The organism is Ensifer sp. ENS03, assembly GCF_014852035.1.
Taxonomy (GTDB): domain Bacteria; phylum Pseudomonadota; class Alphaproteobacteria; order Rhizobiales; family Rhizobiaceae; genus Ensifer; species Ensifer adhaerens.
The window spans coordinates 162436-174448 of record NZ_JACVAV010000005.1; the positions used below are offsets into that span (position 1 = coordinate 162436).

Sequence of the window (12013 nt, forward strand, 5' to 3'; positions counted from 1 at the left end):
ATCCTATCCTATCACGTGACGGACTTCCTTTGCGATCAGGAGAACGTGCATGAAGATTGCGATTCTCGGCGGCGACGGTTTCGTCGGTTGGCCCACGGCCCTTCATTTGTCCGATGCCGGTCACGACGTTCATATCCTCGACAATCTCTCCCGCCGCTGGATCGATACGGAACTGGGCGTACAATCGCTGACGCCGATGGATTCGATCCAGGAACGCACGCGTATCTGGCATGCCGAAACCGGCCGGCGCATCCATTTCAACCTGATCGATCTCGCCCGCGACTACGAACTCCTGAAGAACTGGCTCGCCGACCATCGCCCTGACGCCATCGTGCATTTTGCCGAACAGCGTGCCGCGCCCTATTCGATGAAGAGCGACCGCCACAAGAACTACACGGTCAACAACAACGTCAACGCCACGCACAATCTTCTGAACGCGCTGGTCGAACTCAGCCTCGACGCCCACCTCGTGCATCTCGGCACCATGGGCGTCTACGGCTACTCCACCATCGGCGCGGCGATCCCCGAGGGCTATCTGCCTGTCGGCATCGAAACGATGGGCGGCGAGACCGTCAGCCAAGAGATCCTCTACCCCTCCAATCCCGGCTCGATCTACCACATGACCAAGTGCCTGGATCAGTTGCTCTTCCAGTTCTATGCCAAGAACGACGGGCTTCGGATCACCGACCTGCACCAGGGCATCGTCTGGGGTACGCATACCGAGCAGACGCGCCGCCACGCCCAGCTCATCAACCGCTTCGACTATGACGGCGACTATGGCACCGTGCTCAATCGTTTCCTCATCCAGGCGGCAATCGGTTATCCGCTGACCGTGCACGGCACCGGCGGCCAGACCCGCGCCTTCATTCACATCCAGGATTCGGTGCGATGCATCGAGCTGGCACTCACGAACCCACCGGCGCGCGGCAGCCGTGTCGAGATCTTCAACCAGATGACCGAGACCCACCGGGTGCGCGATCTCGCCGAAATGATCGCCTCGATATCGGGGGCTGAGATCGCCCGGTTGCCGAATCCGCGCAAGGAAGCTGCCGAGAACGAACTCGTCGTGCACAACGAGAAATTCCTGAGCCTCGGTCTCAACCCGACGCGGCTGCAGGACGGATTGCTTTCGGAAATCGTCGATGTCGCCAAGAAATTCGCCTATCGTGTCGACAGAACGCGCGTGCCCGCCGTCTCCGCCTGGACCAAGGACATCGCGCCGCTGATCAACCACGACCCAGAAGGCAAGCGGCTGAAATCCGTTTCATGACATCGAACGATCCTTCGGAGGGGCTCCGCCCCTCCTCGCCTCCCCAAGCCGACCATGCCTATGTGACGCTCGTCACCAATGCCGATTATGCGCTTGGCGCCCGCGCACTGGCGCGCTCCATAACACGCACGGGCACGAAGGCCGATATCGTCGTGCTGCACACGGGCGGCGTTTCTGTCGATGTACTGGCGCCGCTTGCCGAATTCGGCTGCCGGCTGGTGGAGACCGACCTTCTGCCGCTTTCCGACGCCTTCAACGCGCGCCACCAGCGCCGGAACGTGCATGATAAGGCGCCCTTCACGAAAGGCCGAAAGCCCGACTTCCACTCGCCGCTCGACAACTTCTGCAAGCTCCGGCTCTGGCAGCTTACCGAATATCGGCGCTGCGTCTTCATCGACGCCGATGCGGTCGTGCTCCGGAACATCGACCGGCTGTTTGCCTATCCGGAATTCTCCGCTGCCCCCAATGTCTACGAAAGCCTTGCGGACTTTCATCGGCTGAATTCCGGCGTCTTCGTCGCCGAACCGTCAATGGCGACCTTCGACAGGATGATCACCCAGCTTGATGCGCCGGACGCCTTCTGGCCGCGCACCGACCAGACCTTCCTGCAAGCCTTCTTCCCGGACTGGCACGGTCTGCCAGTGACGATGAACATGCTGCAATATGTCTGGTTCAACCTGCCCGAACTCTGGGACTGGGGCTCAATCGGCGTGCTGCATTACCAGTATGAAAAGCCCTGGGAGACGGATCATCCGCGCCGGGAGGCCCTGCAGCCGCTTATCGATCTCTGGCATGGCTACCTGACAGGAGACGATATTCCGGACATCGCATCGCTCACCAACCCGGTCCGCCGATGACCCGCGTGCTTGTCTCCGGCGGCACGGGCTTCGTCGGCCGCTTCATCGTCGAGCATCTGCTGCAGGCGGGGTACGAGGTTGTGATCGGCGGTCGCACGCGGGCCCCAAACACCTTCTTCAGCGGGCCTGTTGGTTTCGTGCCCCTGTCGCTCGATCCGACGAGCGATCACAGCGCGGCCTTTGGCAATGTCCAGTGTTTCGTCCATGCCGCCTTCCAGCACATCCCTGGCCGATATCGAGGCGGCGAAGGCGATGATCCCGAGAGCTTCCGCCGCGCCAATCTCGATGGTTCGGTCCGGCTTTTCGAAACGGCACGCGAACAGGGCGTAGGGCGCTGCATCTTCCTGTCGAGCCGCGCGGTCTACGGAACGCACCCAGCAGGCGCCGTGCTGTCGGAGGGATCGACCTGCCATCCCGAGAGCCTCTATGGCGCGCTCAAGCTTGCGGCGGAGCGGCAACTAGAACTGCTGGGCACCGACAACTTCAGGACAGCAAGCCTACGCGTCACCGGCGTCTACGGAGCACCGGGCAACGGGGCGTCGCACAAATGGCAGGCTCTGTTCGACGACTATCTGCAGGGCCGCCCGGTTACACCGCGGGCCGGCACGGAAGTGCATGGCGACGATGTCGCAGCCGCCGTGCGCCTCGTGCTCGAAGCGGAAACGCGCCGCTCACCGGTTTCGGTCTTCAACGTCTCCGATATCCTCGTCGACAACAGCATCATTCTGGAAATTGTTCGCCAAATCACCGGTTGTACGAACGACCTGCCCGAACCGGCCGCATTGACCGAATTCAACGCGATGGACTGTGGCCGTCTGCGCGCGCTCGGCTGGACGCCGGGCGGGCTCCCGCGGCTGCACGAGACGATCGAAAAGCTGCTCGGCTGAGACGCTGCGTAGAGCCGTTCTGTGTCGATCAAAGACTCCTTTAAGGAGTATTAATTTACAATTTAATACCCCAGGTTGCTACCGAAAATCCGAGCTATGTTGGCTGCGCGGAACGGTTCCGGTCCGTGCAAAAAGCTCAACCCTCCCGTCGATCGACGGCGCTTCGAAGGAAATCAATCATGCCTATCGAGACGTTGAATCCTGAAGTCTGGAAGCTTGTCGGCACTTTGAACGGTGAATGGAAAACGAATGGCGGCAAGGATTTCGGCTGGGGCACGGTCAAGACCTCATCGCAAACCTTGACTGCAAACGCCTTGCTTTCGGTCTACAAGCTGATGCGCGGCAACCAGAATCTGACGCGCGACTACTACCTCGTCGTCGGGGATGTCTATCACGGCATCCAGGGTTCGCCATCCACTCCGTCGTCCAACTGGGTATCGGTCGGCTTTTACGCCAATCACATGAAGCTGCGCCTCGAGACGAACTCGCAGCAGGCGCGGCTCGTAACGTTCGGGCCGAACAGCACCGTCGAGCAAGCGACGATCAGTTTCTCGATCGGCGGCGAGCTCAGCGCCGAATACAGCAAGGAAGGCCCGAAGGGCGGCGCCTCGCTCAGCGCCAATGTCGGTGTCAGCTTCACGGCCTCCGAGGTTTCGTTTGCGGCACGCCCCGCAACGCAATCGATCGAGTGGCAGGCGAGATTGCCCCATGTCGGCTGGGTTTCGGCGGGAGTGCCGGCAAATCCCGGTCGCCCGTCCTATGCCGGTTACATCTGGAATGCGGCCGCGATCATCGAGGTTCCGCAAGGCGCGACGCCCAACTTCAAAGGGCGCTTCGAAGTGGACTTCGAGTTCAATTGGACGCGCGGCATTCGCAAGCGGTCGTTCACGCCCGAGATCGATCTCGTCTACCAGTCCCTTACCAGGACGGGCACCAGCGACATCGAGGTTATTCCGCCGCTGCCGACGATACTGGAGACATTGCGCTCTCTCGCCTCTTCGACCGGTCGGGACGGCAAGACCGACACCTTCCTGGCAGCGCTGGAAAACTCTCGTGTGATCGATGCGCTCGGCGACAGCAATCTTGACCAGATCGTCATCGCGCCAACCAACCTGGCCGTCCAGACCTACTTCGACCAGCACCCGCAAATCGCGCTCGAGGCCGTTTCGCCGGCAAACCAGGCCTGGCTCGATAGCTGGGTCGCCGAACGGATCATCAGCACACCGCCCGGCTCTGTTGAACTGGCAACACTCAGTGCGTCGGTAAAGAGCATGAGCGAGGGAGAATGGTACCAGTGCGCGGACGGCCTGCTGCTGGTCACCGACACCTATGAGGTGGCGTCCGGCCTGCGGGGCGCAGTGCGAAGCGGAGCCATCAGGGCCGCCTGACGCACCGTGACAAACGGGCGCCCTGCTCGGCTCAACAGAGCGGGCGGGCGGAAGCAAACAGACCTGGCGTCGTCTTGATGCCAGGCTCTTTCAGCGCAAGACCGGACGAACCCGGAATTTGTCGCTCAGCCGAGATCGATCACCACGATCTCCGGCGGCATGCCGAAGCGAACCGGCGCAAGCGAGCAGCCGAGACCGCCGGAAACGATCAGATTGCAATCGTTCTCGGTCACATGGCCGTAGGCGTAACGCTCGCCGAAACGCGAGGGCACGACCGGCGCATAGCCGAGAAACCGCACCTGGCCGCCATGGGTATGGCCCGACAGTGTCAGCGCGACACGCGACGGAACACGCGGGAACACATCCGGCTCATGCGCCATGAGGATGACCGGATCAGTATCGCTCACCTGGGCGAGCGTACCGTCGAGATCGTCGAGACCGCTCATGCGCTTGCGTTGCCACTTCTTGCCGGGCACCAAGGCAAGCTGATCTTCGAGGCCAGCGATCCAGAAGCCCTGCCCCTCCTTCTCCAGTCTCACCGCCCGGTTGCTATAGACGTTGATGCCGACGTCCTGCAGCGCCTTGTGCCCGAAGGTCGGCCCGCCGCCGTTCTTCTGCGCGGTCCGGTCTTCCCACCAGTCATGATTGCCCATGACTGCGTGGACGCCGAGCGGCGCCTCGAGTGTGGCCAGCGCCTTCGACCATTCGCTGGAATGCACATAGCTGGTGACGAGGTTCATCCCGGCCACATAGTCGCCGAGCAGCAGCGTGATATCGCCGCCAAGGCTGTTGGCCTGCCGGCAGATCGAAGCGATACGGCTTGCCGGCATCCAGGGCTCGCACGCGTGGATGTCGGTGAGCACGACGGCGCGCAGCTTGAGGCCCGGTGTCCAATTGGGTGGCGTCAATTTGTATCGGGTGACGTTCAGCCGGGCCAGAGGTTCGACGGCAAAGGCGTAGCCGCCCAGTGCCGCCATGCTGACGATACCGCCGCCGATCAGTTTCAACAATCCGCGGCGGCTGATCATCTAGTCGTCGTCCTCTAATGTCAGGCGAAACTGGGTCGCCTCCATCTCCTTGGGGGGATTAAGGCCGATATGTTTCCAGGCATTGGCGGTCAAAATACGGCCGCGCGGCGTGCGTTGGATGAAGCCCTGCTGGATCAGATAGGGCTCGATGATGTCTTCGATCGCATCACGCGGCTCCGAAAGGCCCGCCGCTATGGTCTCGATGCCGACGGGACCGCCGCCGAAGTTCTGCGCGATCATGAAGAGGTAGCGCCGGTCGAGCTGGTCGAGGCCCATATTGTCGACGAGCAGCCGCGTCAGCGCCTCGTCCGCGAGCTCCTTGGTCACGGCTTCGGCACGCGCCACTTCGGCGAAGTCGCGCACGCGGCGCAACAGCCGGCCGGCGATGCGCGGCGTACCGCGGGCGCGGCGGGCGATCTCGCGGGCGCCGTCGTCGGTCATGCCGAGGCCCATCAGCCGGGCGCCACGCCGGACGATCGATTCCAGCTCTTCGACCGTGTAGAAATTGAGCCGCACCGGAATGCCGAAACGGTCGCGAAGCGGCGTCGTCAGAAGCCCGAGGCGGGTGGTTGCCGCCACCAGCGTGAACTTCGAAAGGTCGATCTTCACCGACCGCGCCGCCGGGCCTTCGCCGATGATGAGGTCGAGCTGGAAGTCCTCCATCGCAGGATAGAGGATTTCCTCGACGGCCGGATTGAGCCGGTGGATTTCGTCGATGAAGAGCACGTCGCGCTCTTCGAGATTGGTGAGCAGGGCCGCGAGATCGCCGGCCTTGGCGATCACAGGGCCGGAAGTCGAGCGGAAATTGACGCCGAGCTCCTTGGCCATGATCTGCGCCAGCGTCGTCTTGCCGAGACCGGGAGGGCCGACGAAGAGCACGTGGTCCAGCGCCTCGCCGCGGTTTTTCGCCGCCTCGATGAAGATCTTCAGGTTGGCGCGCGCTTCCGCCTGGCCGGTGAAGTCATCCAGCGTCTGCGGGCGCATGGTCGCATCGAGGTCTTCACCGCGCTTTTCCGGCGTTATCAGGCGTGCGGAGTCAGTCATGCGTTCGTTCCATTCGGTCGGGCAGCTCAGCGCTGCAACCCGTCATCATGCCGGGCACGATGCGTTCTGCCTTCTGTGCCCAGCCAAGGCAAGCGTTCATCGCGCCAGTTCTTTCAGGCCAAGGCGAATGAGCTTGGCGCTGTCGCCGCCTTCGCCGCCGTTCTTCAAGGCCGCCGCAACGGCATTGGCCGCCTGGTCGCGCGAGTAGCCGAGATTGGTGAGCGCCGAAACCGCATCGGAAACCGGCGCGGAGGCGACGCCTTCGCCAAGCTCCTGCTTGAGGCCGATCGAGGCCGACATCTCGCCGGCGAAGGACGGCGCCTTGTTCTTCAGTTCCGTGACGATGCGCACCGCCACCTTGGGCCCGACACCGGGCGCACGGGAGACGGAGGTCTTGTCCTGCAGCGCGATCGCATTGGCCAATTCCCCCGGCGTCAGGGTGGAAAGCACGGCCAGCGCCACTTTCGAGCCGACCCCCTGCACGCTCTGCAACAGCCGGAACCATTCCCGCTCCAGCGCCGTCAGGAAGCCGAACAGCTTCAACTGGTCTTCGCGCACATACGTCTCGATGAAGAGCACCGCCGCCTCGCCCGCCGATCCGAGCCTGGACAGCGTGCGCGCCGAACAAAAGGCAACGTAGCCGACGCCATGCACATCGAGCACGACGTGATCCTCGGCGATCTCGTCGATGGTACCCTTCAATTTGCCGATCATGTGGCGTCTCTCGCGGTGGGTTCTGGATGGTCATCGGACCATCGGAAATTATCGTGTCGGGCGCAACTACGCCATCAATGCGGCAAGCCGGCTCGTCACCGATTGCCGGTTGTGGGCATGGCAGATAGCGATCGCCAGTGCGTCCGCCGCATCGTTGCCCTTGAACTCGGCCTTCGGCATCAGAACCTTCAGCATCATGTGGATCTGCTGCTTCTCGCCATGGCCGACACCGATCACCGCCTTCTTGACCGCGTTCGGCGCATATTCGGCGACCCTGAGGCCTGCGCGTGCCGGCACCAGCATGGCGATGCCGCGCGCCTGGCCGAGTTTCAGCGTCGCTGTCGCGTCCTTGTTGACGAAGGTCTGCTCCACCGCCGCCTCGTGTGGCTGATAGCTGTGCACCACCTCGGCAAGGCCGTCATGCAGCTGGCAAAGTCTGGAGGCGAGGTCCATGTCACCATCCGACGTCACCGTGCCCGAGGCGACGAAACGCAACGAATTGCCGAGCGTCTCGATGATGCCCCAGCCGGTACGACGGAGCCCCGGATCGATGCCGATGATGCGAATCGTGGTCTGCATGAATTTCACCCTATGATGTCAGTCCGGACGCTGCCAGCAAAAAGTGAACAAAACAAAAACATACGCACAGTTGAGGCGCGGCCTCAGGTTTTCTTCGGCACCGGCCTTGGATTGAGGAAAATTGAGCTTACATAGCCTTGCATCAATTTCTCTCAATAAAGGCCTTTGCCATGGCGACTTTCTCCGTCCTCGATCTTTCCCCGATCACTGAAGGCGGCAGCGTCGCCCAATCGCTGGAGAATTCGCGTCGTCTGGCCCAGGCGGCCGAGGAGAACGGCTACACCCGCTTCTGGCTGGCCGAACATCACGGCATGAAGGGCATCGCCAGTGCGGCGACCTCGATCGTGATCTCGCACGTGGCGGCAGCGACGAAGACGATCCGTGTCGGCTCCGGCGGCATCATGCTGCCGAACCACTCGCCGCTTGTCATCGCCGAACAGTTCGGAACGCTCGCCGCCCTCTACCCCGGCCGCATCGACCTCGGCCTCGGCCGTGCGCCCGGAACCGACATGCGCACCGCCCAGGCCCTCCGACGCAACATGGAGGCGAGCGGCAACAACTTCCCGAACGACGTCGTCGAACTGCAGGCACTGCTCGGCCCCGTCGCCGAGGACCAGAAGATCATCGCCGTGCCCGGCGCCGACACCAATGTGCCGATCTGGCTGCTCGGCTCAAGCCATTTCAGCGCCCATCTCGCCGGCATGCTCGGCCTGCCCTTCGCCTTCGCCTCGCATTTCGCGCCGGACATGCTGCTCTCGGCGCTGGAGATCTACCGCGAGCGCTTTACCCCCTCCGAGACCCTTGCCAAGCCGCAGGTGATGGTCGGCGTCATGGGGGTTGCCGCCGATACGGACGAGGAGGCGAACTACCTCTTCACCTCCATGCAGCAATCCTTCGTGGCCCTGCGCCGCAACGCGCGCGGGCAGTTTCCGCCGCCGGTCCAGTCGATGGATGGGCTCTGGAGCTATGACGAGAAGATCTTCGTCGACCATTCGATGATGTATGCGGTGGTCGGAGGGCCAGAGACGATCCGGCGCAAGATCGGGGCGTTCCTCGAGCAGACAAAGGCCGACGAACTGATCATCTCCATGCCGATCTTCGACATGCAGGCGCGGCTGAATTCGCTTCGCCTCTTCGCCGACGCCCAGCGCGATCTCGCCAAGGCGGCGTAAAGCCGGCCGATCAGATTGCCCCGAAAGCGGGTGCGATCTCTTCCAGATTGGCAAAGAACCGATCCGGCCCGAGCCCTTGCAGGAAGACCGGGTCGGCATAGCCCCAGGCAACCGCACCGGCCGCCACGCCCGCCTTTCGCGCCGCATCGATATCGCGCGCCTCGTCGCCGATCGCCAGGATGCGAGCCGCATCGAGGCCGGAGTGCCGGATCGCACGCTTGAAGTGCTGTGCCTTGCCGAAAAGCGCGGCACCGCATTCGAAGAGATCAATCGTCGCTGCCGCCTCGCCGAGTGCGGCGCGAATACCCTGCTCCGCGTTCGAACTCACGATCGCAATGCCGATGCCCGCCGCCTTCAATTTCCAGAGAAGCTCAGCGGCGCCCGGAAACAGCCGGACGCTTGCCGCTTCAGTCGCCATAGCACGGCGCATGAAGGTGGCGATCTGCGGCAGTTTCCAAACGGGCACGCCGAGATGCGCGATGATCTCGCGGCTGCCCATGGTGCGCAACGACTGGAACTCCTCGACCGAGAGTTCGCGGAAGCCGTAGCGCCGTGCAGCCGCGTTGCACGCCGTCATGAAACTCGCCGCCGTATCGGCAAGCGTGCCGTCGAAATCGAAGATCGCGAATTCATAGGTCATCGGGCCATCCAAAGAAAAACCCGCGGCCTTTCGGACGCGGGTGAAAATTCTGCGAGCGACGGTCGTCCCAATCAGGCCGACAGCTTCGCCAGGATCTCGTCCGAGACTTCGAAGTTCGAATAGACGTTCTGGACGTCGTCGTCGTCTTCAAGGATGTCGATGAGCTTCATCAGCGACTGCGCCTTTTCTTCATCGACCGGAACGGTGTTCTGTGCCTTCCAGATCGCCTTGACCGTCTCGGCTTCGCCGAGCGTGTCTTCGAGCGCCTTGGACACTTCGCCGATCGCCTCGAAACCGCAGATGATCGTGTGGCCGTCCTCGTCAGTGGTGACGTCGTCGGCACCCGCTTCGATCGCCGCATCCATCACCTTGTCGGCGTCACCGACGGAGAGCTTGTAGGTGATCTCGCCGACGCGATCGAAGGAGAAGGAAACCGAGCCGGTTTCGCCGAGCGCGCCGCCGGCCTTGGTGAAGGTCGAGCGCACGTTCGAGGCGGTGCGGTTGCGGTTGTCGGTCAAGGCTTCGACGATGACGGCAACGCCGCCCGGGCCATACCCCTCGTAGCGGACTTCTTCGTAGTTCTCCGCGTCGCCGCCGGAGGCCTTCTTGATCGCCCGTTCGATGTTGTCCTTCGGCATCGACTGCGCCTTGGCGTTCTGGATCGCCAGGCGCAGGCGCGCGTTCATCGCGGGATCGGGCATGCCCGACTTGGCGGCAACCGTGATTTCGCGCGCGAGCTTGGAAAACATTTTCGAGCGCACCGCATCCTGACGGCCCTTGCGGTGCATGATGTTCTTGAACTGTGAATGGCCAGCCATGGCACCCTCTGCATGCATTAATTTGAATGGAATGGGGCGCCTTATAGTTTTATTGCCGCTTTCCGTCCAGCCGGGGGGCGGTTTTTCAGTTGGCCGAGACCTGCGCGCGGCTCAAGAGGAAGCTGTGTCCGTCGTCACGGCGGCAGGAAAGGCCAGTGCGTTCCGACACGCAGGAGAACGGCCCTCGCGACCAGCTTTGCCCATAGTCGAGCACAGTCCCAGTCGAACAGCAGCTGGGATCGCCGACGGCGTGATTGAGCGTGGCGGCTCCCGCCCGGCCAAGGGTCGCCCTGACATAACGCGGCGCGACGATATCGCAGGCCAGCTCCGGACCGCCATCGGCGGGCTGATAGACGGACGTGCCGCCAGCCGGCGTGTAGATACAGCCGATATTGCCCGAGGGCATCGCGAAGATCTCCGGCTCACCCGCCGGTCGGACCGTGGTCTCCGGCTGGCTTTGCGGCTGTTGCCCCTCGGGAGACGGCATGCGCGGCGGCGGCGCGCCACCGGCCTCGGCAAGAGTCGAGAAGGAGAGAAAGAACGATACGCCAACCACGAGCAACTTCATCGGGCGATCCCAGGATGTTCAAACGCCCTTGAGGATATAAATCAGTGGTTTGCTTGGCAAGGAACGCAGGGATACTTTGATACTGGCGCTGTCGGCGTAACGCTTGTCGTAGTCGTCCCCGAACATGTCCAGAAAGGCGTCGATCGGCGGGCCACGGCGGTGCATCGGCAGGATCAGCGAGGCGCGCAGCCGGCTGACCACCCGGCTCATGCTCTCGGCACCCATGGTCAGGCCGCCATCGACAGGCACCATGAGCACGTCCAGCCGGCCGATCTGGCTGTAGTGGCTGTCATCGAGTTCATGGTGCAGATGGCCGAGATGGCCGATGCAGAGATCCGCCACCTCAAAGATGAAGATCGAGTTCCCGTCGTGCTCCATGGCGCCGCCGCCGGCGCGGATGTCGGTCGTCACGTTGCGGATGTAGGCGTCGCCGACCACGAGATCGTGGCGCGCCGGTTGGCCGCTATCGCTCCAGCCGTGCAGCACGGTCTTGATCGCCGGATCCGGCGTCAGCGTGTAGTGGCTCGAATGCGCCTTGTTCATGGTCGCGACCGTCGGCGGCATCGACGGTGCATACCAGCCGCTATAGTCGGTTGCGATCGAGACGCCGCCGGGCGTCTCGATCAGGAAGGTGGAATGGCCGAGATAGCTGATCGTCACCTCGCCGGCCGTCGTCTGCCCCTTGGTGGCAGCCGCGGGCGTGAAACTGGCAAAGGTTGCCTGGGGGAGCGCTTCGGCGATCGCCTGGCATTGGCTGACAGGGCGCGGCTGTTGCTGCGCATGGGCGACCGATGGCCAGAACGCGTGGATGAACCATATGGCGGCAAATGTGTAGACAAAGTACCGGAGCATCAGCCTTCACCTCTCTCACTTGCCGCCTGACCTCGGGCCTTGGGGGCACGCGGCGGGCAGGTATTGAACAGCGAATGGAAGCCTTTGCCTTCGCTCGACCGAACGGTGGCGTCACGGGGCGCGGAAAGAATTGTTCAAGGGCCCGGCCACGTCCAGTTACAAACGGCAGGCGGTGCTCACGTTTACGTCACCGGCC

13 protein-coding genes are annotated in these 12013 nt (G+C 62.9%); 5 read left to right on the forward strand and 8 right to left on the reverse strand.

Annotation, left to right across the window (positions count from 1 at the left end; genetic code table 11):
* Positions 1 to 49 precede the first annotated feature (49 nt).
* The 4 genes from IB263_RS19235 to IB263_RS19250 all read left to right on the forward strand — a co-directional run bounded on the left by IB263_RS19235 (position 50) and on the right by IB263_RS19250 (position 4402).
* Positions 50 to 1270 (forward strand): NAD-dependent epimerase/dehydratase family protein, encoded by a 1221-nt coding sequence (locus tag IB263_RS19235; RefSeq protein ID WP_034806229.1) that lies wholly within the window; start codon positions 50 to 52, stop codon positions 1268 to 1270.
* Positions 1267 to 2127 carry a glycosyltransferase gene (locus tag IB263_RS19240; RefSeq protein WP_192438872.1) on the forward strand — a complete coding sequence of 287 codons (861 nt, stop codon included), beginning with the start codon at positions 1267 to 1269 and terminating at the stop codon, positions 2125 to 2127. The genes IB263_RS19235 and IB263_RS19240 overlap by 4 nt, the downstream gene beginning before the upstream one ends.
* Positions 2124 to 3014, forward strand: coding sequence for an NAD(P)-dependent oxidoreductase (locus IB263_RS19245; RefSeq protein WP_192438873.1), 891 nt, complete (start codon positions 2124 to 2126; stop codon positions 3012 to 3014). The genes IB263_RS19240 and IB263_RS19245 overlap by 4 nt, the downstream gene beginning before the upstream one ends.
* 179 nt (positions 3015 to 3193) lie before the next feature.
* A complete protein-coding gene (locus IB263_RS19250; protein ID WP_034806219.1) occupies positions 3194 to 4402 on the forward strand; it encodes a hypothetical protein in 1209 nt (402 codons plus the stop codon).
* Between the two features lie 125 nt (positions 4403 to 4527).
* Here the strand turns inward: IB263_RS19250 and IB263_RS19255 are convergent, their stop codons facing one another.
* From IB263_RS19255 to ruvC, 4 genes are all read right to left on the reverse strand, one after another.
* Positions 4528 to 5430, reverse strand: coding sequence for a metallophosphoesterase (locus tag IB263_RS19255; RefSeq protein ID WP_034806217.1), 903 nt, complete (start codon positions 5428 to 5430; stop codon positions 4528 to 4530).
* Entirely contained in the window at positions 5431 to 6474 is a 1044-nt protein-coding gene (gene ruvB / locus IB263_RS19260; RefSeq protein WP_192438874.1) for a Holliday junction branch migration DNA helicase RuvB, read from the reverse strand.
* Positions 6475 to 6570: 96 nt separating this feature from the next.
* The gene (gene ruvA, locus IB263_RS19265) at positions 6571 to 7188 is read right to left on the reverse strand and encodes a Holliday junction branch migration protein RuvA (RefSeq protein WP_034806211.1); all 618 of its coding nucleotides are present in this window, start codon (positions 7186 to 7188) and stop codon (positions 6571 to 6573) included.
* A 66-nt stretch (positions 7189 to 7254) separates the two neighbouring features.
* Entirely contained in the window at positions 7255 to 7767 is a 513-nt protein-coding gene (gene ruvC / locus IB263_RS19270; RefSeq protein WP_034806209.1) for a crossover junction endodeoxyribonuclease RuvC, read from the reverse strand.
* Positions 7768 to 7937: 170 nt separating this feature from the next.
* Between ruvC and IB263_RS19275 the strand changes: the two genes are divergently transcribed.
* Entirely contained in the window at positions 7938 to 8939 is a 1002-nt protein-coding gene (locus tag IB263_RS19275) for an LLM class flavin-dependent oxidoreductase (protein ID WP_060518594.1), read from the forward strand.
* 10 nt (positions 8940 to 8949) lie between these two features.
* Here IB263_RS19275 and IB263_RS19280 read toward each other — a convergent pair whose 3' ends face one another.
* The 4 genes from IB263_RS19280 to IB263_RS19295 all read right to left on the reverse strand — a co-directional run bounded on the left by IB263_RS19280 (position 8950) and on the right by IB263_RS19295 (position 11820).
* The gene (locus IB263_RS19280) at positions 8950 to 9579 is read right to left on the reverse strand and encodes an HAD hydrolase-like protein (RefSeq protein ID WP_034806206.1); all 630 of its coding nucleotides are present in this window, start codon (positions 9577 to 9579) and stop codon (positions 8950 to 8952) included.
* Between the two features lie 71 nt (positions 9580 to 9650).
* Positions 9651 to 10397, reverse strand: coding sequence for a YebC/PmpR family DNA-binding transcriptional regulator (locus IB263_RS19285; protein ID WP_043625539.1), 747 nt, complete (start codon positions 10395 to 10397; stop codon positions 9651 to 9653).
* A gap of 85 nt (positions 10398 to 10482) precedes the next feature.
* The gene (locus IB263_RS19290; protein ID WP_090299744.1) at positions 10483 to 10965 is read right to left on the reverse strand and encodes a hypothetical protein; all 483 of its coding nucleotides are present in this window, start codon (positions 10963 to 10965) and stop codon (positions 10483 to 10485) included.
* An 18-nt stretch (positions 10966 to 10983) separates the two neighbouring features.
* The gene (locus IB263_RS19295) at positions 10984 to 11820 is read right to left on the reverse strand and encodes an MBL fold metallo-hydrolase (RefSeq protein ID WP_192438936.1); all 837 of its coding nucleotides are present in this window, start codon (positions 11818 to 11820) and stop codon (positions 10984 to 10986) included.
* Positions 11821 to 12013: the final 193 nt, after the last annotated feature.

Excerpts from the sequence above, each read along its gene's own strand:
- IB263_RS19235 (WP_034806229.1), top strand. The coding sequence starts at position 50 with ATGAAGATTGCGATTCTCGGCGGCGACGGTTTCGTCGGTTGGCCCACG.
- IB263_RS19280 (WP_034806206.1), bottom strand. The coding sequence starts at position 9,579 with ATGACCTATGAATTCGCGATCTTCGATTTCGACGGCACGCTTGCCGAT.
- IB263_RS19250 (WP_034806219.1), top strand. The coding sequence starts at position 3,194 with ATGCCTATCGAGACGTTGAATCCTGAAGTCTGGAAGCTTGTCGGCACT.
- ruvB (WP_192438874.1), bottom strand. The coding sequence starts at position 6,474 with ATGACTGACTCCGCACGCCTGATAACGCCGGAAAAGCGCGGTGAAGAC.
- IB263_RS19240 (WP_192438872.1), top strand. The coding sequence starts at position 1,267 with ATGACATCGAACGATCCTTCGGAGGGGCTCCGCCCCTCCTCGCCTCCC.
- IB263_RS19255 (WP_034806217.1), bottom strand. The coding sequence starts at position 5,430 with ATGATCAGCCGCCGCGGATTGTTGAAACTGATCGGCGGCGGTATCGTC.
- ruvC (WP_034806209.1), bottom strand. The coding sequence starts at position 7,767 with ATGCAGACCACGATTCGCATCATCGGCATCGATCCGGGGCTCCGTCGT.
- IB263_RS19290 (WP_090299744.1), bottom strand. The coding sequence starts at position 10,965 with ATGAAGTTGCTCGTGGTTGGCGTATCGTTCTTTCTCTCCTTCTCGACT.
- IB263_RS19285 (WP_043625539.1), bottom strand. The coding sequence starts at position 10,397 with ATGGCTGGCCATTCACAGTTCAAGAACATCATGCACCGCAAGGGCCGT.
- IB263_RS19275 (WP_060518594.1), top strand. The coding sequence starts at position 7,938 with ATGGCGACTTTCTCCGTCCTCGATCTTTCCCCGATCACTGAAGGCGGC.
- IB263_RS19245 (WP_192438873.1), top strand. The coding sequence starts at position 2,124 with ATGACCCGCGTGCTTGTCTCCGGCGGCACGGGCTTCGTCGGCCGCTTC.
- ruvA (WP_034806211.1), bottom strand. The coding sequence starts at position 7,188 with ATGATCGGCAAATTGAAGGGTACCATCGACGAGATCGCCGAGGATCAC.